The sequence below is a fragment of the Nonomuraea sp. MTCD27 genome, assembly GCF_041950495.1.
In the GTDB taxonomy this organism is placed as follows: Bacteria; Actinomycetota; Actinomycetes; order Streptosporangiales; family Streptosporangiaceae; genus Nonomuraea.
On record NZ_JBGNUW010000016.1, the window covers coordinates 109,719 to 131,509 of the forward strand.

Genomic DNA, 21,791 nt, shown 5'->3' on the forward strand with positions numbered 1-21,791 from the left:
GCATGACAGCGAGCACCACCGCCCCTGCCCGCCGCCGACTGCACCGGGCCTGGTTCGTCGCGGCCGTCGCCTTCGTGGCGATCCTCGGCGCCGCCGGCTTCCGCGCCACCCCCGGCGTGCTCATCACCCCGTTGCGGGAGGAGTTCGGCTGGTCGGCCGGCACGATCTCGCTGGCCGTGTCGATCAACCTGGTGCTCTACGGACTGACGGCCCCCTTCGCCGCCGCCCTGATGGACCGCTTCGGCATGCGCCGCGTGGTCGCCATCGCGCTCCTGCTGATCGCCGCGGGCAGCGGGCTCACCGTGCTGATGACGGCGAGCTGGCAGCTGCTGCTGTTCTGGGGCGTGCTGGTGGGGCTCGGCACCGGGTCGATGGCGCTGGTGTTCGCCGCGACCGTGGTGGACCGCTGGTTCGTCCGCCACCGCGGCCTGGTCACCGGCGTGCTCACGGCGGCCGGCGCCACCGGGCAGCTCGTCTTCCTGCCCGTGCTCGCCCAGCTCGCCGTGGGGCCGGGGTGGCGCTTCGCGTCGCTGACCGTGGCCGCGGCGGCGCTGGCCGTGGTGCCGTTCGTGTGGTGGCTGCTGCGCGACCGGCCCGAGGACGTGGGCACGACGGCGCTCGGCGCCGACCCGGAGGCGCCGCGCCCCGCGCCGCAGGGCAAGGTCAACGCGGCCGTCAGAGCCGTCTCCGTGCTCGCCGCGGCGGCCAGGACGCGGCCGTTCTGGCTCCTCGCGGGCGGGTTCGCGATCTGCGGCGCGAGCACGAACGGCCTGGTGGGCACCCACTTCATCCCCGCCGCCCACGACCACGGCATGGCCGAGCCCGTCGCGGCAGGCCTGCTGGCGGTCATCGGCATCTTCGACATCGCGGGCACGATCGCCTCCGGCTGGCTCAGCGACAAGATCGACCCGAAGGTGCTGCTCGGCGTCTACTACGGGCTGCGCGGGCTGTCGCTGATGGTGCTGCCCAGCCTGTTCGCGGCCACGACCGAGCCCAGCATGCTGATCTTCATCGTGTTCTACGGCCTGGACTGGGTGGCGACCGTGCCGCCCACGGTGGCGCTGTGCCGCCGGATCTACGGCGCCGACGGAGCCGTGGTGTTCGGCTGGGTGTTCGGCTCCCACCAGGTCGGCGCGGCGATCGCCGCCGTCGGCGCCGGCCTCACCCGCGACCACCTGGGCGCCTACGACCTGGCCTGGTACGGCGCCGGCGCCCTCTGCCTCCTCGCCGCCGGCATGTCCCTGGCCATCGGGCATGCTAGAGGGCGATGAACCCGGAACCGAACACAGAGCTGTACGTCCTGCCGCTGGTCGTCAGGATCGAGCGGGCCACTCCTCCTGAGCGCACCGACGCCCTGGAGGCGGCCGCCATGGCCGTGCTGAGCCTGCTGGACGACCCGGGGGAGTGGGCCGCCGAGCTGCACGCCTGGCAGTCCACCGGGAAGATCCGCAAGGTCGTGCGCCGGGCCAGGGGCGCCGAGTGGAGCAGGGCGCTCGCGCTGCCGGGCCGCACGGTCGAGCACCGTACGGCCGAGGTGCGCGTGCACCCGCCCGTGCCGCTCGACGACTGGCCGCGCGACCTGGCCCGGCTGCAGGTGTCGGGCACCGAGCTGACCGACACCGCCGGTCCCGGGCCGGCCGAGCCGCCGGTGCTGTGGGCGAACCCGGCGCTGGAGATGTCCGCCGGCAAGGCCATGGCCCAGGCCGGGCACGCCGCCCAGCTCGCCTGGTGGGCCAGCGACGCGGAGGAGCGGGCGGCCTGGCGCGAGCGGGGCCTGGCGGTGTCCGTCCGCACGGCCATCGCGCGGGGTGACTTCGACGCCATGGCCGCCTCCGGGCTGCCCGTGGTCCGCGACGCGGGGTTCACCGAGATCGAGCCGGGCTCGTGCACGTTCGTCGCCGACGCCCCCTGGCTCCGCGGGCGCGTCGCTAGATCGTGAACACGTCCGCCAGCACGCCGCCGGCCGGGGTGATCCGGGCCGGCGACGGGCTGTCGTAGACGATCATGAGCCGGCCGTCCGCCAGCCGCGCCAGCCCCTCCGGGTGGTCGCAGCCCACGCCGTACGGCAGCTCCACCACGGCCTCCAGCTCGTCCGCCGGGACGATGCCCGGCCGTTTCCGGCCGACCCGCCAGCGCAGCACGCGTACCGGCCCGTCGAGGTCCATGGTCGGCCCGGCGAGCAGCATCAGCGAGTCGCCGTCCGGGCACATGTCCCGCACGCCGAGCCCGCCCAGGTCCAGGAAGTGCTTGCGGTACGGCTCCCGCAGCCGCAGCCGCCCCTTGCCCGCGTCCTCGATCCGCAGCTCCAGCACCACCGCCCAGCCCCGCAGCACGGGACCGCGCAACCCCAGGTAGACGCGGTCCGGCGTGACCGCGATGCCCTCGACGTCGAAGCCGTTGTCCTTGCCCGGCAGCGCCAGGAACGGCCCCAGGTGCGGGTCGTCCTTGAGGTGGGCGGTCAGGTTGTTCGACCCCGCCAGGATCGAGCCAGGCCCCGGCACCTCGGTGTCGTGGCTCAGGGGGAGGCGCGCGAGGATGAAGCGGTTCTCCTCCCTGATGACCGTGGCCAGCCGCTCGGCGGCCTTCTCCGGGTCCTTGGACTTGACCTTCTTGCGCTTGAGGCCGTGCGAGCCGACCAGCCAGAGGTAGCCGTTCGCCCGGGCCATGCCCTCGATGTCGGCCTCGTCCTCGGGGCCGGCCGGGAGGGTGACGTAGTCGTCGAGCCGGAACGTGCGCTGGGCGCCGTAGTGGTCGCCCGTCCATGTGAGGTGTTCGAAGGTCGCGGTCTCGTCGCCGGCGATCCACAGGCCCGTTGAGCTCTGCCGGATCGCTGAGAGGTTTGTGTGCGTTTGTGACGCTTGCGAGGCGTGGTCGAATCGCAGCTCAACCTGTTCCACATCGTCATGATTGCACTTCGGTTGCTTCATAAGCGCAATGGCGTGATTTGTCGTACGCTCCCGTCGTGCTCGATGGGGAAGATGAGATCAAGGGTTCCCGAGTGAGAACCGCTGCGAAGCCCGGGGTCCCCGCTTCTCCGCCCAGGCGCTCCCGCATAGGCGATCTGCGCATGCGGGTGGTGTATCGGGGGCTGGCCGTGGTGGCCGCCGTCGCGGCCGTCGCCGTGGCCGTGGTCCTGGTGCTCCCGTCGGAGCCGGACGAGGTGATGGCGGGGCCGGTAACCGCGCCGCCGGCCGCACCGCCCTCGTCCGGCCCAGCACCGTCGCCCAGTCCGGCGCAGTCCTCTCCCCTGCCATCTTCCGGGCCGTCTTCCGGGCCGTCTTCTGGCCCCGCCTCCAGCGCCGCCCCGGGGCAGCGCGTGACGCCGAGCCCCGGCTCGTCGCTCGCGCCCGGCTACACGGCCATGGAGGCCCTGTACGCCGACCCGCGCGTCCCCAAGCTCACCGGCGGGGTCAAGCGCATGCCCCTGGCCTCGCCCGGCCGGCGGTTCGTCAAGGACACGCGCAGCGGCCTGGCCGTGCCGCGGCTGCCGGGGCCGTGGAAGTCGTACGGGGCGGCGCCGTTCACCACCAAGCAGGTGCTGCCCAAGCAGCGCGGCACGAGCCTGCGCGGCATGTTCGTCACCTGCCCGCTGCCGATCATGGAGCAGAAATCCCCGCGCGACACGGCGCTGCTGGCCGCCCGCTGGACGCTCAACCACCACCCCAAGGGCTCCCGGATCACCTGGCTGGCCTCGCAGCCGGTCAAGGGCGGCTGGATGCTCGCCTACCGCGTCACGTACGGCGAGCACGCCTCGCGGGCGGCCGTCGTGGTCATGGACGGGGGAATGAGCAAGCCCGGACTTGCGTTCGTCACAGTGCCAGACTCGCAGCGCAAGCAGTGGCGTGACATCGGCCGCGTGGCCTCAGGGGTGCGTGTTCTAGGCTAGAAAGATCATGAATGCGGCGATGTGGGGGAGTTGACGCCGTGGAACGCTCTGGACCGCCGCAGGCTCAGGACAAGGGCAAGGGCAAGCCGCCCTGGCGCTCGGAGGGCCTGCCAGGCACACCCGGAGGCCGGCCCAAGATCAATTGGTGGCGCTTCGTCGTCACCCTGCTCGTGGTGTACGCGGGCTTCTTCGTGGTCTCGTCGTTCGTCGACAGCGGATCCGTCGAGACGATCTCGTACACCGAGTTCACCAACCAGGTGAACTCCAAGAACGTCAAGGACATCTACGCCGAGGGCCTGTCGGTCGAGGGCGACCTGCGGTCGGCGGCGAAGAACCCCGAGGGCGGCGCCTCCTACACGAGGTTCGCCACCGAGATCCCGGCCTTCGCCAACACCGACCAGCTCGACCAGCAGCTCTCCACCGGGCAGGTCGAGATCACCTCCAAGCCCATCACGCGCGGCTTCTTCTCCAACCTGATGCTGTCGCTGCTGCCCGTGCTGCTGCTAGCCGGTCTGTGGATCTGGATCATGCGGCGCGGCGCCAGCATGATGGGCGGCGGCCTGGGCGGGCTGGGCAAGTCCAAGGCGGCCAAGCCGGTCGAGGCCGGGCAGGTGCGCGTCACGTTCGAGGACGTCGCGGGCATCGACGAGGTCGAGAACGAGCTCGTCGAGATCGTCGACTACCTCAAGGACCCCGACAAATACCGCAGGCTGGGCGCCAAGCTGCCCAAGGGCGTGCTGCTGGCCGGCCCTCCCGGCACCGGTAAGACGCTGCTGGCCAGGGCGGTCGCGGGCGAGGCCAAGGTGCCGTACTTCTCGGCCAGCGCCTCCGAGTTCATCGAGATGATCGTCGGCGTGGGCGCCTCGCGCGTGCGGGACCTGTTCGAGGAGGCGCGGAAGGTGGCGCCGTCGATCGTCTTCATCGACGAGATCGACGCCATCGGCCGGGCCCGCGGCGGGGCCGGCGGCATCGGCGGCCACGACGAGCGCGAGCAGACGCTCAACCAGATCCTCACCGAGATGGACGGCTTCTCCGGCGCCGAGGGCGTGATCGTCATCGGGGCCACGAACCGTCCCGAGATCCTCGACCCGGCGCTGCTGCGTCCCGGGCGCTTCGACCGTACGGTGCAGGTGGGCCTGCCCGACGCGGCCGGCCGCACGGCCATCCTGGGCGTGCACACGCGCAGCGTGCCGCTCGACGGCGCGGTCGTGCTCGACCAGCTCGCCAAGACCACGCCCGGCATGACCGGCGCCGACCTGGCCAACCTGGTCAACGAGGCCGCCCTGCTGGCCGCCAAGCGCGGCAAGGACAAGGTCACGATGGCCGACTTCGCCGATGCGCTGGAGAAGCTGCAGCTCGGCGCGGCCCGCAGCATCGTCATGCCGGAGGAGGAGCGCACCAGGACCGCCTTCCACGAGGCCGGTCACGCGCTGCTCGGCATGCTCCAGCCGGGCGCCGACCCGGTCAGGAAGATCTCGATCATCCCGCGCGGCCGGGCGCTCGGCGTCACGCTCTCCACCCCCGACACCGACCGCTACGCCTACGACGAGCAGTATCTCCGCGGACGCATCACCGGCGCGCTCGGCGGCATGGCGGCCGAGCAGGTCGTGTACGGCGTCATCACCACCGGCGCCGAGAACGACCTCGAACAGGTCACCATGATCGCCCGTGGCATGGTCGGCCGGTGGGGCATGTCGGAGAAGGTCGGCCCGCTGACCATCCTGCCCAACGACGGCCAGTCGCCGCAGGCCTCGCCTGTCACGCTCGCGATGGTGGACGAGGAGGCGCGGCGGATCGTGGACGAGTGCTACGAGCGCGCGATCCAGATCCTCACCGACAACCGCGACAAGCTGGACGGGATCGTCGGGGCCCTGCTGGAGCACGAGACGCTCGACGAGGCCGGCGCGTACGCGGCCGCGGGCCTGTCCCGGACGGCAGCCGCGGAGGTCCGCCCGGCCGTCGCCGGGGCCTCCGAGAACGGCGTGGCGGCCTCCGCTCCTGGGGGCGGCCCTGCGGTGACCTTTTCCGATAATTAGGACAATCCGGACGTTCGCCCTGGCCCGGCGAGGGCAGGTCACCCGAGACACACTGATCGGGGGACCGTCGTGACACTGAATGACGAGCTTCTCGCCGGGCTCGGAGACTCAGGACTGGAACAGATCGCCGGGATGCTCGGCACGGACACCCTCACGGCCCGCAAGGTCGTCGAGGCCGTGGCGGGCACCATCGTCGGCGGCATGGCCCGCAACGCCGAACACCCGGACGGCGCCGACGCCCTGCGCGGGGCGCTGGACGACCACATGGACGCCGACCCGTTCAACGGCGACGTGGCCTCGCTGACCCGTGACGGGCACAGCATCCTCGGTCACGTACTGGGCGGCCAGGGGACCGAGCAGGCCGCGGCAGAGCTCTCGCAGCTGGCCGGGGTCAACTCCGGGACCATCATGAAGCTGCTGCCCCTGATCGCCCCGATGATCATGTCGCTGCTGGCCAACCGGGCCGCCAGCCGGGACATGGACGCCGGGGCCGTGGCCGACGACCTCAACCGCGAGCAGTCGTCGATCCCCGGCGGGCTGGGCGAGCTGCTCGGGGGGATGCTGGGCAACATCTTCGGCGGGGCCGTGCCGCGGCAGAGCAGCCCGTACGAGCCGTACCGGACGGAGCGGGAGGTCGCTCCGGGGACGTCGAACCCCGACTGGTGACCGGTAGGCTAGGCCGGTGATCGTTCTGGCCTCTGCCTCCTCCGCCCGCCTGGCCCTCCTGCGCAGCGCCGGGCTCGACCCGAAGGTGATCGTCAGCGGCGTCGACGAGGACGCCTTCTCCGCCCACTCGCCCGCCGCGCTCAGCCTGGTGCTGGCCAGGGCCAAGGCCGAGGCGGTCGCGGAGGGGCTCGAAGAGGGGCTGGTCATCGGCTGCGACTCGATCCTGGAGCTCGACGGACGTCCCTACGGCAAGCCCGGCACGGCCGAGGAGGCCCTGGAGCGGTGGCGGCTGATGCGCGGCCGCACCGGCCGCCTCGTCACCGGCCACTGCGTGATCGACGTGACCGCCGGCCGGCAGGTGGCGGAGGTGGCCACCACCGTCGTGCACTTCGGCCAGCCGTCGGAGGAGGAGATCGCCACCTACGTCGCCACCGGCGAGCCGCTCGGCCTGGCCGGGGCGTTCAGCATCGACGGGCGCGGCGGCTGGTTCGTGGAGGGCATCGAGGGCGACCACGGCAACGTGCTCGGCATCTCCCTCCCGCTGCTGCGCGAGCTGTTCGCCGAACTGGGCTACGCGGTCACGTCGTTCTGGCGCTAGCCTGCCGGGCATGCGATCAGTGCGCGACTTCATGGCCGGTGTCGGCTTTTTCTTCCAGGGGTTCAGCTGGGTCGCCAAGAACACCCGGTGGTGGTTGTTCGGTCTGATCCCGGCGTTGATCGCGTTCGCCGTCTACGTGGTGGCGCTGGTCTTCCTCGGCACGAACGCGTCGTCCGTGGCCGAGTTCCTGACGCCGTTCGCGGATTCGTGGAGCTGGCGGGAGTCGTTCCGCACGCTGGTGGGGATCGCGCTGTTCCTCGGGGGGCTGGCGCTGGCGGTGCTGACGTTCGCGGCGCTCACGCTGGCGATCGGGGAGCCGTTCTACGAGAGGCTGTCGGCCACGGTGGACCCGCTGGAGGGCGCGGAGGAGCAGCCGTGGTGGCGTACGCTGCCGCGCTCGATCCGCGACAGCCTGGTGACGCTCTTCTACGTGCTGCTGTTCACGATCCCGCTGTTCATCCTGGGTTTCGTGCCGGTGGTGGGGCAGACGGTGGTGCCGGTCCTGGGCGCCGCCGTGTCCGGATTCTTCCTGACGGTGGAGCTCACGACGCTGGCCCTGGAGCGCCGCGGGATGGCCCGCAAGCAGCGCTTCGCCCTCCTGAGGTCCAACAAGGCGGGCGCGCTGGGGTTCGGGGTGGCGGTGTTCGTCCTGTTCCTGGTGCCGTTCGTGGCCGTCATCGCCATGCCGGCCGCGGTGGCGGGCGCCGCACTGCTCGTACGCACTCGTCTGGCCCCGGTTTCCTAGCGCCTGGCGGCAGAGGATTCGTGGGGATCGTCCGGACGAGCCTGCCCCCGCGCTCTCCCAAGGCAGCGCACAGCCCTGTTACCCGTGCGCAAGACTGTGGACAACACCTCGTCCTCCACAGAACCCGGTTCGGCCCTGCACGGCCCTCTCCAGGCCCGGCACCCTATGGGCCCATGACAACCAACCACTCAACCCCCAACCCCGGTTATGCCTCCGTCCAGAACGCCGGCTCCGTCTCCATCCCCAGCCCCAGATCCGGCGCCCCCGCCTCTCCCGTATCCACCCGCCCCCCCCCCCCCCCCCCCCCCCCCCCCCCCCCCCCCCTCCCCATCCACCTCCCCCGCCTTCGACTCGCAGCCCTGCCTCACCCTGACCAGCCCGACCGACATCCTGGCCGCCGTCCCCTACCTCGTCGGGTTCCATCCCACCGCCAGCCTCATCGTCATCGGCCTGGCTCGCGGTCAGGCGAAGATGGTGGCCAGGTGGAGCCTGCCCTTCCCGCCGGGCACTCTCGACCCCATGACCCCCTCTTCGATCGCGAGGGCATCACGGAGATCGTCATCGTCGGCTACGGCCCCGGAGAGCTGGTCACCCCGGCGGCCGACGAGGCCAGGCTGCTCGCGACCAAGGCGGGGGTTCACGTGGGTGAGGCCCTGCGAGCGCATGAGGGCCGCTACTGGTCATACGTCTGCCGGCTGGCGACATGCTGTCCAGCGGAAGGCACCCCGTACGACCTGTCCACCAGCCAGATATCGGCCGAGGCGACGGTGTGCGGCCTGGTGGCCCTCCCGGATCGCGAGGCCCTGGAGCGCACGCTCGCCCCCGTCACCGGCCCCGTCCGGATGGCGATGCGCCGGGCCACGGCCGAGGCGATCGCGGAGTTCCGGGCCCAGCTCATGGCCGCCACAGACCTGGACACCTTCGCCACCCGGTTCGTGTCCGACGGCCTGGCCAGGGTGCGATCCGCGCTGGCGGCCCATGCCGAGGGCGGCCGCCTGGACGACGCGGCGGTGGCGAGGCTGGGCCTGGACCTAGCGATCATGAGGGTCCGCGACGAGGCGTGGACCCTCATGCACGAATCCCACTCCCTGCTCTGGAAAGACCTGACCCGCCGGCTGGAGCCCCGTTTCATGCCCCCGGCGGCGTCCCTGCTGGCCATGGCCGCCTGGCGTGCGGGCAACAGCGTCCAGGCCACCATCGCCCTCGAACGCGCCCTCACCACCGATCCCGGCTACTCGATGGCCAACCTCCTCATGCACGCCCTCCAGAACCTCCTCTCCCCAGCCATCCTCCGCGACCGCCTCCCGACCCCCGCCGAGCTGGACGCCACCATGGGCCCCGCCAACGCCGCCTGGCTGCTCCCCTTGGTCAACCTCCTCGACGAGGAAGACCTACCTCCCACCCTCGAATAGCCACCAACCCGCACGCATCGCCTCTCGGCCGAATGTCCGAGCCCAGGGTTGGATCAAGCTCGCACGACTGCCCTCGTGCCGCGATGACGCACGGCGGCGGGCTCTCCCCACGCCGCACAGCTATACGAACCCCGTTGGGACCCTGAGGCGCGCACTGGCGCACGCCGTCGGAACCCAACCCCGAGCCACGAAGCTGCACGCCATCGGGCCAACATTTCGCGCACCCCGCACGCTGTTGGGACGGGAACCCGGGGGCATGGGGCCGACGTCCTGGACGAGTTCCGTACAGAGGGACCCGGTGGCGTGCATCCGTGCGGTGGGGGAGGGGCCCGACGGCATGCATGCGCGCCATGCCGAGGGGATCGAGAGCCGTGGTGTGTCTTGACAAGCAGGCCGGTCGGCCCAGCTACCGAAGGGGAAGCCTAGAGGCCGCCTCCGCCTTCTTCCTTCCTGCGCCGCTCGTTGTAGGCACGCATACGCTGCGGATATCCAGTGAGCTGAACGTCGTACACGGGCAACGCAAGATCGCGGGCGACCTTGTGGATCACCGCGGGGGAGCCGACCCTGCGCCTGGTCCACTCGCCGTCGTCGGCCACCGCGACGGCGGTCGTGTCAGTGGCAAAAGTCTCTGGCTCGACGTAAAACTCGACACCACGCCGTGAACGAGCAAAGGCGATGAGCGCCTCGATGTCGGCGTCTGTCGCCTCGCGGTCGAACTTCGCGATCTTTCGGCCGCGCAGTCGACGAATGCCGTAGCGGTCTCGCCATCTCATGAATCCTTTTTATACCGTCTGGAGCCCCTGCGTCGGGGATGATCTAGGGGACAAATCCGGGATTCTCCCGATGGCACCTGACGTTCGCGGGACGCAGTATGAGTGGTGACAGTCCGATTCTCTAAGGAGAGGCATGGCGATTATGGCTGGGGTACCGAAAACCCCCGGGCCGGGACAGGTGCCGCCAGCTCAACTGCGCGTCACCAACCAGGACCGAGAGAACGTGGTCGAGCATGTCAAGGCCGCGTACGCGGAGGGCCGCTTCGACAAGCTCGAGTTCGACGACCGGCTGGAGCGCGCCATGACGGCGCGCACGCACGGTGATCTGATGCCCATCATGAGCGAGCTGTACGGCTCGGAGGCCGTTGTCCGGCCCGCCCCGCTGCCGCCACCGGTCCGAACCCACGGTCCGACGGAGAGCAACGAGCGCCTCGGCGGCGCCCTCGCCCATCTGCTCTCCGTCGTCGGCTTCCCGATCGTCGGGCCGTTGCTCCTGCTGCTCACCGGCGGCAAGACCTCGCCCTACATCCGCAAGCACGCCCTGGAGGCGCTCAACTTCCAGATCACCGTGGTGGGGGCTTCGGTACTTCTCCCGCTGACCTTCATCGGCATCGTGCTCGTGCCGTTCATCTGGGTCGCGGCCGTGATCCTCTCCATCGTCGGTGGCGTCGCGGCGCTGACCGAGGGCAATTTCCGTTACCCGCTGACGATTCGCATGGTGAAGTGACCGCCGCCACCGACCGGAGATGACCTTTCCGCCACCACAGCCTGAATTTCCGCCCCGCGAAGGCCCCTGGCCTCGGCGGGGCGGACGGCTTTTCCACGACCACCGGATTGCGACTTTCGCCTTTTGACCTGCGCAAATGTAACGACTAAGGGTTGATCCGCCGCTCGCCGTTCAACCGGTGTGCCTATTCCGGTAGCGCGTGATCGCTGTGTGCCGGCCGTCACGCATCTCGCGTGATCGCCCCTTTGCGGTTGCTCCTGTCGTCTCACGTAGCCGGAGATGGGCTCTGCGTGCTGCGTGGAGATCGTTTCCGCAAGGTGGGGCGAAGGGGTTGGTGTGTGGAACTGAACGCACGAAGACGCGCAATGGCCAAGCGAAGCCGCGACACGGAGCCGCGAGGCCACGCGGGCGGGCGGTGGCCATGCGAGGCGGGCGGTGGCCATGCGAGGCGGGCGGTGGCCATGCGAGGCGGGCGGTGGCCATGCGAGGCGGGCGGTGGCCATGCGAGGCGGGCGGTGGCCATGCGAGGCGGGCGGTGGCCATGCGAGGCGGGCGGTGGTCAGCGGCCGAGCACCTCGTACTTGACGCGCATCACCCCTGCGCTGATGTTGCCGATGGCGGCGAAGGCGGCCCTGGACAGGTCGAGGCAGCGGCCGCCGATGTACGGGCCTCGGTCGTTGATGCGGACCGTGACGGAATCGCCGCTGTTCGGGTTGGTGACGCGTACCTTGCTGCCCAGCGGCAGGGTCTTGTGGGCGGCCGTCATGGCGGCGGGGTTGAAGCGTTCGCCGCTGGCCGTCATCTGGGGTTCGCCGTAGTAGGAGGCGCCGCAGGCGCCGGACGAGAGCACGCGGAACTTGGGCTTCGTGGTCCGGGACCTCACGGAGGTCTCGGCGGTTTCCGAGCTCTCCGGGGTCGCCGAGGTCTTGGCCGGGGCCGTGGTCTTGGCGGGCTGTGGGGACCTGGTGGTGGCCGGGGAGGCCGTCGCGTTCGGCTGGGCGGCTGCCGGGGGCTTGGGGGCCGGGGATGACGGCTTCGGGGTGTGGTGGCGGGCGGCCTCGTTCGAGGCCGCGGCCGGGTTCGGGGTCGTCCTGGCGGTGCCGGGGGCGAAGGGAGGCGGGTTGACGACCGCCGTGCGCTTGGGGGAGTCGTCGTTGCCGATGGCGGCCCAGGCGGTGGTCGAGGCGGCGGCAAGGACGGCCGCGCCGGCTGCGACGGTGGTCCAGCGGCGCTTGCTCGCTGGGGCTTTGCGGTCCTGGGGGGACGGCGTGCGGGAGTGCTGGCCCAAGGTAAACCACGGTCCTAGCTAGGGGATAGGGCAGGGAAAGGCCGGGCCGGGAGGGGGTGGGGGCGCTCGGCGGCCGATCCGCGGGCGGGACGGGGGGTCCCGCGCAGTGAGGACGAACATAAGGGACAAAGAGCCGGTAAAGGTAACTTAATGGGACATCAAGTGATATATCTCACTTATGCCGCAGGTTTGCCCAGACCGCCGAGCGTACGCCGTGGATCTTCCGGTTTCCGGAGAACATGGGAAGAGGGCGATCGGTGAGGTGTGTGGAGACCCGTTCGACCGCTGCATCGGGTTGATGGGGAGGCATGGCAGGGCTGGATGGGCGTCCGGGTGCCGCCTGCCACGTTCTTGGGTGTCGTCCCAGGGTGAGATCTCTCCTGGCAGGGCAGGCCTCCTGCGCAGGTGGCGACACACGGCGTCGCCTCGCCCGCTGTCTCGGTGCGGTGTGATCCTCTGCCGCGGCCCTCGTCTCCCGCCACAGCCCGCACGTCAGGGCGGCACCGCTGACACACCTTGCCTACAGCATGAGCGAGCGCACCGTCTCGACCGTGTCGGCGTCCTCGACCCGCTTGTCCGGCCGGTAGCGCAGCACCCGGGCGAAGCGCAGGGCCATGCCCCCGGGGTAGCGGGGCGAGCGTTGCACCCCGTCGAAGGCGATCTCCACGACCAGCTCCGGCCGCAGCGTGACCGTCCACTCGTCGGTGGGGCCCTCGGCCAGCTCGAGGAAGCGCTCGGTCTGCCAGGCCAGCAGCTCGTCCGTGAGCCCCTTGAAGGTCTTGCCGAGCATCACGAACCCGCCCTCGGGGTCGCGGGCGCCCAGGTGGAGGTTGGACAGCTTGCCCTCGCGGCGGCCGTGACCCCACTCGGCCGCCAGGACCACCAGGTCGAGCGTGTGGCGCGGCTTGACCTTGATCCAGCCCGCCCCCCGCCGCCCGGCCGCGTAGGGAGAGGCGAGGGACTTGACGACCAGGCCCTCGTGCCCGGCCTTCACCACGTCGGTGAAGAACTTCTCCGCCTCAGCCACGTCGCCCGTCACCAGCCGCGGCGTCAGCAGGCCCTGCGGGGCCGCATGGGCGAGGGCCTCCTGGCGCCGGGAGTAGGGCAGGTCGAGCAGGTCGGCGCCGTCGACCCGCAGGGCGTCGAAGAAGAACACGCTCAGCGGCGTCCGCTCGCGCAACCGCGCCACGTCGGTCTTGCTGGAGACGCGGCTCGCCGTCACCTGGAACGGGTGCGGCCGGCCGTCCGGTCGCAGGGCCAGCACCTCGCCGTCGAGGACCAGGTCGTCGGACGGCATCTCCAGGACGGCCTCGACCACCTCGGGCACCTGCGGCGTGATGTCGTCGAGGGTGCGGGTGAAGACCCGCACCTCGGGGCCGGAGCGATGGGCCTGCACGCGCACGCCGTCGAGCTTCCACTCCAGCGCGGCGGGGGTGCCCGCCTTCTCCAGCGCGGCGGCCACGTTGGGCGCGCTGCCCGCCAGCATGGGCGAGACCGCCCGCCCCACCTCCAGCCGGAACGCGTGCAGCGCCGGCACCCCGCCGGTCAGCGCGGCCGCCCCGACAGCGGGGAGCCAGCCGCGCAGCGTGAGCGCCCGCCGCACGTCGGCCGACGGCGCGCCGGACGCCTTGGCCACGGCCTCGATCATCACGCCGTCGAGCGCGCCCTGCCGAAGCTCCCCGTGCAGCAACCGCCGCATGAACTGCTGCTCCTGGCTCGTCAGGCCCGCGAACAGCTCGGCGACCAGAGCCTTGCGCGCCGCCTGCGAGCCCTGCCCGGAGACGGCCTTGATCCGGCTCAGCAGCTCGTCGACCGCGGTCAGCGTGGCGGTGGCGGCCAGCTTGGGCTCGGGGACGTCCTCCAGCGTGCGCCAGCCCACGCCCACCTGCCGCTGGGGCAGCTCGCCCGAGAGGTAGGAGATGGCGATCTCCGCCTCGTCCGGGCCCACCCGGCCCAGCAGCTCCGCCAGGTGGCCGATCTTGCCGAGCCTGGCGGACGTGCGCGTCACCGCCTCGGAAACCCGGACCACGTCGATCAGAAGCACACGCCTATGGTGCCTCACGGCGGCGACATTTTCCCCACCCGATCTCGGCGTATCCGCTGAGTGTCGGTGGGGGGCGGCGCCGGCCCCGCATGGGCCGACGCCGTGCGGCCGTCAGGCGACGCCGTGCGGACCTCAGCTGACGTCCGCGGACGTCAGCTGACGCCGAGCAGGTCGACGACGAAGATGAGCGTCTCGTTCGGCTTGATGCGCGGCGGGGCGCCACGCTGGCCGTAGCCGAGGTGCGGCGGGATGACCAGCTTGCGCCGGCCGCCGACCTTCATGCCCGCGACGCCCTGGTCCCAGCCCCCGATGACGCGCCCGGCGCCCAGGGGGAAGTCGAACGGCTGGCCGCGGTTCCACGACGCGTCGAACTCCTCCCCGGTCGAGAACGAGACGCCCACGTAGTGGACCTTGACGTTCTGGCCGGGCTTGGCCTCCGGGCCGTCGCCCACGGTCAGATCCTCGATCTCGAGGTCCGCGGGCGGGTTGCCACCCGGGAAGTCGATCTCGGGCTTTTCGAGTGCCACGAAGTGCTCCTGTTGGCATTGTTGACGATGAGAATGGACCCGACGACTCTATGCGGTCGGGATATCGTCATCGTTCATGGCCGCCCTTTCTCCCGACGCGTTCCTGCTCACCGGCCGCGTGGCCGTCGTCACCGGAGCCGCCAGGGGGATCGGCCTGGCGATCGCCGAGGCGTTCGCCGCGTTCGGCGCGCACGTCGCCGTCTGCGACCGCGACAAGCCGGACGCCGAGCTGGCGATGACGCTCGACGTGCGCGACCCGGTGGCGGTGGAGGTGTTCGCCCAGGCCGTACGCGAGCGCTGGGGCCGGGTCGACGTGCTGGTCAACAACGCGGGCGGCACCTTCCACGCGGGGTTCGCCGACACCTCGCCGCGCGGCGAGCAGGTCCTCATCGAGGAGAATTTCACGCAGGTCACCGGCATGATCCGGCGGCTGCTGCCGATGATGCGCCCGGGCGCGTCGATCATCAACGTGACCTCGAGCGAGGCGCACCAGGCGGCGCCGGGGTTCGCGGTGTACGCGGCGATGAAGGCGGCCATCGAGAGCCTGACGAAGTCGCTGGCGCTGGAGCTGGCCCCGAAGGGCATCAGGGTGAACGCGATCGCGCCCGACGCCCTCCGGACCGAGGGCGAGTCGGGCGTGCGCGAGCGGATGCTGGCCCGCCCGCTGCCGTACGACCCCGTACGCATCCCGCCGCTCGGCCACCTCGGCGAGCCCTGCGACGCGGCGGGGGCGGCCGTGTTCCTGGCCGGCGACCTGGCGAGGTTCGTGACGGGGACGACGGTGCACGTGGACGGCGGGATCAACGCCGCGGGCGGGTGGCGCCGGACCTGAGCCGGTACGAGCCGGTTACCAGCTCTGGTGCAGCGGCATGCCCTCCGCGTACCCGGACGAGCTCTGGATCCCGACGACCGCCTGCGCGTGGAACTCCTCCAGGTTCGACGCCCCCGCGTACGTGCACGACGACCGCAACCCGGCCACGATCGCGTCGATCTGGTCCTCCACGCTCGGCCGCTTCGGGTCCAGGTACATCCTGGACGTCGAGATGCCCTCCTCGAACAGCGACTTCCTGGCCCGGTCGAACGCCGAGTCCTCGGCGGTCCGCAGCCGGACGGCCCGCGCGGAGGCCATGCCGAAGTTCTCCTTGTACTTGCGCCCGTTGGCGTCGGTGTGCGTGTCGCCCGGCGACTCGTACGTGCCCGCGAACCAGGACCCGATCATCACGTTCGACGCCCCGGCCGCCAGCGCCAGCGCCACGTCGCGCGGATGCCGTACGCCCCCGTCGGCCCACACGTGCCGCCCCAGGCGGCGCGCCTCGGCGGAGCACTCCAGCACGGCCGAGAACTGCGGCCGCCCCACCCCGGTCATCATCCGGGTGGTGCACATGGCGCCCGGCCCCACCCCGACCTTGAGGATGTCCGCCCCGGCGGCCACCAGGTCGCGCACGCCGGCGGCGGTAACCACGTTGCCCGCCGCGACCGGCACGCCGGGATCGAGGGCGGCGACGGCGCGCAGGGCCGAGATCATCTTGTCCTGGTGGCCGTGCGCGGTGTCCACGACCAGGCAGTCGACGCCGGCCTCGAGCAGCTCCTTGGCCTTGGCGGCCACATCGCCGTTCACGCCCACGGCGGCCGCGATGCGCAGCCGCCCCTGGGCGTCCACGGCCGGCTCGTAGAGCGTGGCGCGCAGCGCGCCCGTACGGGTGAGGATGCCGACCAGCCGCCCGTCCTCGTCCACGATGGGGGCCAGCCGGTGCCGGCCCTCGTGCAGCCGCTCGAAGGCCCCGCGCGGGTCGAGCCCGGCGGGCAGCGTGAGCAGCTCGCTCGACATGACGTGCGAGAGCTGGGTGAACATGTCCACGCCCTGGCAGTCGGCCTCGGTCACCACGCCGACGGGCCGGTTCTCCCAGTCGACCACGACGACCGCGTTGTGCGACCGCTTAGGCAGCAGCTGCAGGGCCTCGCCGACGGTGTCGTGCTGGGTGAGCGTGAGCGGCGTGTCGTGGACGAGATCGCGCTTCTTGACCCAGTCGACGACGTTCGCCACGACGTCCAGGGGGATGTCCTGCGGGATGACGGTGATGCCGCCCCGCCGGGCCACGGTCTCGGCCATGCGCCGGCCGGCGACCGCGGTCATGTTCGCCACGACGATCGGGATGGTGGTGCCCGTGCCGTCGTTCGTCGAGAGATCGACTGCGAGCCGGGAACCGACCGCAGAACGCGACGGGACCATGAAAACGTCGCTATAGGTCAGGTCGTAATGGGGCTCGAGGTCGTTGAGAAATTTCACGTTCATCCATCTTATGTGGTGACAGGTTCAACAAGGGGTTTCCCCCTTTCTCGGGGGCTTATGATCGGCCGGGACACTTTTGGGGGAGGGGAGGGCCTGTGAACGTCATCGAACGGGCCGAGCTGGTAGTGGTCGGCTTCGCCGTACGCACCACCAACGCCGACGAAATGGATCCGGGCCGGGCCAGGCTTCCGGCGCTCTGGCAGCGGGCGGGCGCGCCGGGGGCTTTCGCGCATGTTCCCGGTCGCGTGGACGAGAATCTTTATGCCGTGCTGACCGATTACGAGAGCGATCACCACGGCGCCTACACGCAGATCGTCGGCACCGGGGTGCGCACCGTGCCCCGGCTGCCGGAGGGCATGGTCGCGGTGCGCGTGCCGGCCGGGCAGGCGCTGAAGCTGGAGGTCCGCGGTCAGATGCCGCAGGCGCTGGTGGAGGCGTGGCAGCAGCTGTGGAAGCACACCGAGTCGGGCGGCACGCCGTCGCGGGCGTTCACGACGGATCTGGAGGTGCACCACCCCGACGGGGTGGATCTCTACATCGCGGTCTGAGTCAGATGCCGAGCACGACGGCCGCCGCCTCGACGGCCGTCGGCTTGACCTCCTCCAGCGGCAGGTGCGCATATTCCACCGCGCAGTCCGACATGCCGCCCAGCGCCACCGTCGCCCGGATGTGCTGCGCCTGCGTCAGCTCGGGCCCCAGCAGCATGGCGATCAGCTCGCGCCGCCATTCGAACATGCGCGTGCCCAGGTCCAGATAGCTCAGCGTGGACAGCTCGCGGATCATCATCACGAGCACGTCCCGGTGCCGCCAGATCAGCTCGAAGTAGTCGTCCAGCAGCTGTCGCGGGTCGCCGGAGCGGCGGTCGCGGACGAAGCGCTCGATGTCCTCCACCATCGGCTGCACGATGCTGCGCACCAGGTCGTCGCGTGAGGAGAAGTGGTAGTAGAGCGCGGGCTTGGTGATGCCCAGCCGTTCGGAGATCTGGCGGAGGCTGGTGTTCTGCACGCCCTGCCGCACGAACAGCTCGCGCGCCACCGCCTGGATGCGTGCCTTGGTGTCACTGGGCATGGGCAAAGACTATCCCTTACCTACCGTTAAGTAAGCCATCGTGCTAGCGTGCTTACTTAACGATAGGTAAGGAGAGAGCGATGAAGGTTCTCGTCTCGGGTGCGAGCGTGGCGGGGCCGGTGCTGGCGTACTGGCTGCGCAGGTACGGCTTCGAGGTCACCGTCGTCGAACGGGCCCCGGCGCTCAGGAAGGCGGGCGGCCACGCGGTCGATCTGTTCAGGCCGGCGATGGACATCGTCGAGCGGATGGGCGTCCTGGAGCCGGTGCTGGCGGCCAAGACCGGCACGCAGTGGCTCACCCTCCACACGGAGGGCGGCGGCCGGCCGGTGGAGCTGGAGCTGCGGCGCGTGATGGCCGCCGTCTCCGACCGGCACGTCGAGATCATGCGCGACGATCTGAGCGAGATTCTCTACGAGGCGACCCGGCACGACGTGGACTACGTCTTCGGCGACTCCATCGCGTCCGTCTCCGACGACGGGGAGGTGGCGTTCGACAGCGGCCGGACGAGCGCCTACGACCTCGTGGTGGGTGCCGACGGCCTGCACTCCAACGTCCGCCGCCTGGTCTTCGGCCCCGAGTCGCGCTTCACCACGTGGATCGGCGCCTACCTGGCCGTCGCCACGGTGCCGGACTTCCTCGGGCTCGACGATCGGATGGAGGGCATGGCCGGGGTGGGCTGGATGGCGGCTCTGTACAGCGCGGTGCACATGGACGACGCGCGGGCGGGGTTCCTGTTCAGGACCCCGGAGCCGCTCGACTACCACCACCGGGACGTCGCCCGGCAGAAGGAGCTGCTGCGCGAGCGCTTCGGGGGCCTGGGCTGGCAGGTGCCGAGGATCCTGGAGGAGATCGACCGCGCGCCGGCGTTCTACATGGACTCGATCACCCAGCTCCGCCTGGACACCTGGTCGCGCGGCCGGGTGACGCTGGTGGGCGACGCCGGCTACTGCCCGGGGCCGGCGGTCGGGGGGAGCACGAGCCTGGCGGTCGTGGGGGCGTACGTGCTGGCGGGCGAGCTGGCCGCGCACGGCGGCGACCACACGCGGGCCTTCCCGGCGTACGAGGCCGAACTGGGCGAGTACGTGCGCCGCAGCCGCGCCTTCGCCGTCCGCGCGGCCCGCGGCATCGTGCCAGGCAGCAGGTTCGACCTGTGGGCGCTGACCCGGGGGGCGCGCCTGGTGAACCGCCTGCCCGTCGCGCTGACCAGGGCCGCGGTCAAGGCCGGCAGCAAGGGCGTGCGGCTGCACGACTCGATCATGCTCAAGGACTACGCAGCACGACAGGGAACGACGTCACGCCCCTGACGAAGGCGTTGGGCAGGATCCGCGGACCCTCCGCGTCCGCGTAGGAGGCCGTCCCCACCCGGTCGAGCCACTCCTCGAAGAAGATCCGCAGCTCCAGCCTGGCCAGCGCGGCGCCCAGGCAGAAGTGCGTGCCCAGGCCGAACGCGATGTGCCCGCCCGGTTTCCTGGTCACGTCGAAGACGTCCGGGTCGGTGAACACCTCGGGGTCCCGGTTCGCCGACCCGTACATGAGCAGCACCTGCTGCCCCTCGCGGATCTCCTGCCCGTGCAGGGTGGTGTCCCGGGTGGCCGCGCGGCACATGTTGAGTATCGGCGTGGTCCACCTGATGAACTCCTCCACCGCCCCCTCGACGAGCCCCCGGTCCTCGCGCAGCAGCCGCCACTGGTCCGGATGGCGGATCAGCGCGTCGATCGCGGTGGCGATGACCGTCCGGGTGGTCTCGGCGCCGCCGTCGAGCAGCAGCAGCGCGTCGTTGGCCAGGCTCTCGTCGTCGTAGCCGGGGCTGGCGCACCACACGGACAGCAGGTCGTCGCGCGGGTGGGCACGGCGCTCGGCGGCCAGCTCCAGCACCGCCTGCCCGTACTCGCCGGCGGCCACGGCGGCCTCGTGCGTCACGTAGCGCAGGCCGCCCCCCGCGACGATGGTGGTCTCCGACCAGTGCTTCAGCCTGGGCCAGTCCTCGTCGGGGAACCCGAGCAGCCAGCCGATCATCCGGGCCGGCAGCGGCGCCGCCAGCTCGGGCACCACGTCCACGGCGCCCTTCTCCAGGGCGCGGGTGAGCAGCTCGACGACGACCTCGCGGACGCGGGCGGCGTAGCGCTCGTGTACGTGGCGGGGCGTGAAACGGCGGTAGACGAGCCGGCGGCGCTCGGCGTGCTCGGGATCGTCCAGCCCGATCATGGACGGCTCTGAGGGCAACTGGGGGCGGTAGCCGACGGTGCTGGTCCACAGCTGCGGGTCGCGTTCGACGGCCGAGATGTCGGCGTGGCGGGAGATGCCCCACAGGCCGTTGGCCGCGTCGTAGTAGGCGGGGGCGTGCTCGCGCAGCCAGGCGTACACGGGGGTGGGGTCACCGGCGTACAGGTCGCCGTCGAGTAAGTCGATCATGCCAGCACTCCTTGGCCGCGTAGCTTGTCCGCCTCCTCCTGCGACAGGCCCCAGCCGGACAAATCGGCCAGGCGGGTGGCGGGAGAGAGGTCCTGGGTGGGCACGCCGAGCAGGCGGGGCGCGGGCGTCGGATGGGTGACGCCGCCGATCTCGACGAAGGAGCCGCGGGCGGTGTTGTGCGGGTGGCCGGCGGCCTCGGACATGGACAGCACGGGCGAGACGCAGGCGTCGGAGCCCTCGAAGACCGCCTCCCACTCGGCCCGGGTCCGCTTCCCGAACTCCTCCGCCAGGCGGGCCTTCAGCGCGGGCCACTGCGCCCGGTCGTTCCTGTCGGGCAGGTCGGTCAGGCCCATGAGGGACACCATCGCCTCCCAGAACTGCGGCTCCAGCGAGCCGACGGCCACGTACTGCCCGTCGGCGGTCTCGTACGTGTCGTACTGGGGGGCGCCGGTGTCCAGCAGGTTCGTGCCCCGCGGGCCCCAGTGTCCGCTCTGGACCCCCTGGTAGAACATCGAGAACAGGATCGCCGCCCCGTCCACCATGGCCGCGTCGATCACCCGGCCCCTGCCGGTGCGCTCGCGCTCGAACAGGGCCAGCAGCACGCCGTACGCCAGCATGAGCCCGCCCCCGGCGAAGTCGCCCAGGATGTTGATCGGCGGCGTCGGCTTGTCCCCCTCGCGCCCGAGCATCGACAGCACGCCGGAGACGGCGATGTAGTCGATGTCGTGCCCGGCCGTCGGGGCGAGCGGCCCGTCCTGCCCCCACCCGGTCATCCGGCCGTAGATCAGCCGCTCGTTCACCGCGTGCAGGTCGTCGGGCCCGATGCCGAGCCGCTCCGCCACGCCCGGGCGGAACACCTCGATCACGACGTCGGCGTGGCGTACCAGCTCCTTGAACGCCGCCACGCCCTCGGGCGCCTTCAGGTCCAGGCCGATCGTGTGCTTGCCGCGGTCCATGACATCCGTCCGCGGACGGTCGGAAACCGCCTTCACCCGGTCCACCCGCAGGACATCCGCCCCATGATCGGCTAGCATCATCCCCGCGAACGGCCCCGGTGCGAGCCCCGCGAGCTCCAGCACGCGCACCCCGGACAGCGGACCCCGGCGAACCTCTGGCATCGACTTCTCCTTGCTCTGGACCCTGCCTCAGTAGAACAACATTCGGTGATCTGGTGCAAGCGGCCTTGGCGACCTCCCGGCGAAGTGGTGGGAGGTATGGGAAACTTGCCCACTGTTCGGGTGGTCTGAAGACGGGTGCGTTCAGCGACCGTCTGCAGCAGGCGTTCGATGCCGCATCAGGCGCTTGCGCCGATACAGGGG

General features: G+C 71.1%; 20 protein-coding genes and 1 pseudogene. 12 read left to right on the top strand and 9 right to left on the bottom strand.

Annotated elements, in window-relative coordinates:
• Positions 1-2: 2 nt before the first annotated feature.
• Both ACBJ59_RS39335 and ACBJ59_RS39340 read left to right on the top strand, forming a co-directional pair.
• Entirely contained in the window at positions 3-1,271 is a 1,269-nt protein-coding gene (locus ACBJ59_RS39335; RefSeq protein ID WP_375115222.1) for an MFS transporter, read from the top strand.
• Positions 1,268-1,939 (top strand): peptidyl-tRNA hydrolase, encoded by a 672-nt coding sequence (locus ACBJ59_RS39340; RefSeq protein ID WP_375115223.1) that lies wholly within the window; start codon positions 1,268-1,270, stop codon positions 1,937-1,939. Before ACBJ59_RS39335 ends, ACBJ59_RS39340 begins: the two co-directional genes overlap by 4 nt.
• Here the strand turns inward: ACBJ59_RS39340 and ACBJ59_RS39345 are convergent.
• A complete protein-coding gene (locus tag ACBJ59_RS39345) occupies positions 1,929-2,897 on the bottom strand; it encodes a DUF3616 domain-containing protein (RefSeq protein WP_375115224.1) in 969 nt (322 codons plus the stop codon). The genes ACBJ59_RS39340 and ACBJ59_RS39345 overlap by 11 nt on opposite strands.
• 170 nt (positions 2,898-3,067) lie before the next feature.
• Here ACBJ59_RS39345 and ACBJ59_RS39350 point away from each other — a divergent pair, with 170 nt between their 5' ends.
• From ACBJ59_RS39350 to ACBJ59_RS39375, 6 genes and pseudogenes are all read left to right on the top strand, one after another.
• Positions 3,068-3,886 (top strand): hypothetical protein, encoded by an 819-nt coding sequence (locus tag ACBJ59_RS39350; protein WP_375115225.1) that lies wholly within the window; start codon positions 3,068-3,070, stop codon positions 3,884-3,886.
• Positions 3,887-3,924: 38 nt separating this feature from the next.
• Entirely contained in the window at positions 3,925-5,922 is a 1,998-nt protein-coding gene (ftsH, locus tag ACBJ59_RS39355) for an ATP-dependent zinc metalloprotease FtsH (RefSeq protein ID WP_375115226.1), read from the top strand.
• Between the two features lie 69 nt (positions 5,923-5,991).
• A complete protein-coding gene (locus tag ACBJ59_RS39360; RefSeq protein ID WP_375115227.1) occupies positions 5,992-6,588 on the top strand; it encodes a DUF937 domain-containing protein in 597 nt (198 codons plus the stop codon).
• A 16-nt stretch (positions 6,589-6,604) separates the two neighbouring features.
• Complete coding sequence (locus ACBJ59_RS39365; protein ID WP_375115228.1) at positions 6,605-7,186, top strand: Maf family protein; 582 nt, start codon at positions 6,605-6,607, stop codon at positions 7,184-7,186.
• Positions 7,187-7,196: 10 nt separating this feature from the next.
• Positions 7,197-7,931, top strand: a complete 735-nt coding sequence (locus ACBJ59_RS39370; RefSeq protein WP_375115229.1) for an EI24 domain-containing protein — start codon at positions 7,197-7,199, stop codon at positions 7,929-7,931.
• A 207-nt stretch (positions 7,932-8,138) separates the two neighbouring features.
• Positions 8,139-9,343, top strand: a pseudogene (locus ACBJ59_RS39375) (DUF4192 domain-containing protein).
• Between the two features lie 422 nt (positions 9,344-9,765).
• Here ACBJ59_RS39375 and ACBJ59_RS39380 read toward each other — a convergent pair.
• Positions 9,766-10,116 (bottom strand): hypothetical protein, encoded by a 351-nt coding sequence (locus tag ACBJ59_RS39380; RefSeq protein ID WP_375115230.1) that lies wholly within the window; start codon positions 10,114-10,116, stop codon positions 9,766-9,768.
• Between the two features lie 133 nt (positions 10,117-10,249).
• Here ACBJ59_RS39380 and ACBJ59_RS39385 point away from each other — a divergent pair, with 133 nt between their 5' ends.
• Positions 10,250-10,843 (top strand): DUF1707 and DUF4870 domain-containing protein, encoded by a 594-nt coding sequence (locus ACBJ59_RS39385; RefSeq protein ID WP_375115231.1) that lies wholly within the window; start codon positions 10,250-10,252, stop codon positions 10,841-10,843.
• Positions 10,844-11,402: 559 nt separating this feature from the next.
• On the opposite strand, the gene ACBJ59_RS39390 is transcribed toward ACBJ59_RS39385, so the two are convergent.
• The 3 genes from ACBJ59_RS39390 to ACBJ59_RS39400 form a co-directional block, all read right to left on the bottom strand.
• Positions 11,403-12,131 carry a septal ring lytic transglycosylase RlpA family protein gene (locus ACBJ59_RS39390; protein ID WP_375115232.1) on the bottom strand — a complete coding sequence of 243 codons (729 nt, stop codon included), beginning with the start codon at positions 12,129-12,131 and terminating at the stop codon, positions 11,403-11,405.
• A 520-nt stretch (positions 12,132-12,651) separates the two neighbouring features.
• Positions 12,652-14,175, bottom strand: a complete 1,524-nt coding sequence (locus ACBJ59_RS39395) for an ATP-dependent DNA ligase (protein ID WP_375115233.1) — start codon at positions 14,173-14,175, stop codon at positions 12,652-12,654.
• Between the two features lie 152 nt (positions 14,176-14,327).
• The gene (locus ACBJ59_RS39400) at positions 14,328-14,702 is read right to left on the bottom strand and encodes an FKBP-type peptidyl-prolyl cis-trans isomerase (protein ID WP_375115234.1); all 375 of its coding nucleotides are present in this window, start codon (positions 14,700-14,702) and stop codon (positions 14,328-14,330) included.
• A 76-nt stretch (positions 14,703-14,778) separates the two neighbouring features.
• Between ACBJ59_RS39400 and ACBJ59_RS39405 the strand changes: the two genes are divergently transcribed.
• Positions 14,779-15,534 carry an SDR family NAD(P)-dependent oxidoreductase gene (locus ACBJ59_RS39405; protein WP_375115235.1) on the top strand — a complete coding sequence of 252 codons (756 nt, stop codon included), beginning with the start codon at positions 14,779-14,781 and terminating at the stop codon, positions 15,532-15,534.
• A 15-nt stretch (positions 15,535-15,549) separates the two neighbouring features.
• Here the strand turns inward: ACBJ59_RS39405 and ACBJ59_RS39410 are convergent, their stop codons facing one another.
• A complete protein-coding gene (locus ACBJ59_RS39410; protein ID WP_375115236.1) occupies positions 15,550-16,989 on the bottom strand; it encodes a GuaB1 family IMP dehydrogenase-related protein in 1,440 nt (479 codons plus the stop codon).
• 98 nt (positions 16,990-17,087) lie between these two features.
• On the opposite strand from ACBJ59_RS39410, the gene ACBJ59_RS39415 reads away from it, so the two are divergent.
• Positions 17,088-17,540, top strand: a complete 453-nt coding sequence (locus ACBJ59_RS39415) for a GyrI-like domain-containing protein (protein WP_364113175.1) — start codon at positions 17,088-17,090, stop codon at positions 17,538-17,540.
• A 1-nt stretch (position 17,541) separates the two neighbouring features.
• Here the strand turns inward: ACBJ59_RS39415 and ACBJ59_RS39420 are convergent, their stop codons facing one another.
• A complete protein-coding gene (locus tag ACBJ59_RS39420) occupies positions 17,542-18,060 on the bottom strand; it encodes a TetR/AcrR family transcriptional regulator (RefSeq protein ID WP_375115237.1) in 519 nt (172 codons plus the stop codon).
• Between the two features lie 80 nt (positions 18,061-18,140).
• On the opposite strand from ACBJ59_RS39420, the gene ACBJ59_RS39425 reads away from it, so the two are divergent.
• Complete coding sequence (locus tag ACBJ59_RS39425; RefSeq protein WP_375115238.1) at positions 18,141-19,364, top strand: FAD-dependent monooxygenase; 1,224 nt, start codon at positions 18,141-18,143, stop codon at positions 19,362-19,364.
• Here the strand turns inward: ACBJ59_RS39425 and ACBJ59_RS39430 are convergent.
• Together ACBJ59_RS39430 and ACBJ59_RS39435 are read right to left on the bottom strand one after the other, a co-directional pair.
• On the bottom strand, positions 19,321-20,472 hold the full coding sequence (locus ACBJ59_RS39430; RefSeq protein ID WP_375115239.1) for a cytochrome P450: 1,152 nt from the start codon (positions 20,470-20,472) through the stop codon (positions 19,321-19,323). The genes ACBJ59_RS39425 and ACBJ59_RS39430 overlap by 44 nt on opposite strands.
• Positions 20,469-21,590, bottom strand: a complete 1,122-nt coding sequence (locus ACBJ59_RS39435) for a CaiB/BaiF CoA transferase family protein (RefSeq protein ID WP_375115240.1) — start codon at positions 21,588-21,590, stop codon at positions 20,469-20,471. The genes ACBJ59_RS39430 and ACBJ59_RS39435 overlap by 4 nt, the downstream gene beginning before the upstream one ends.
• Between the last annotated feature and the right edge of the window lie 201 nt (positions 21,591-21,791).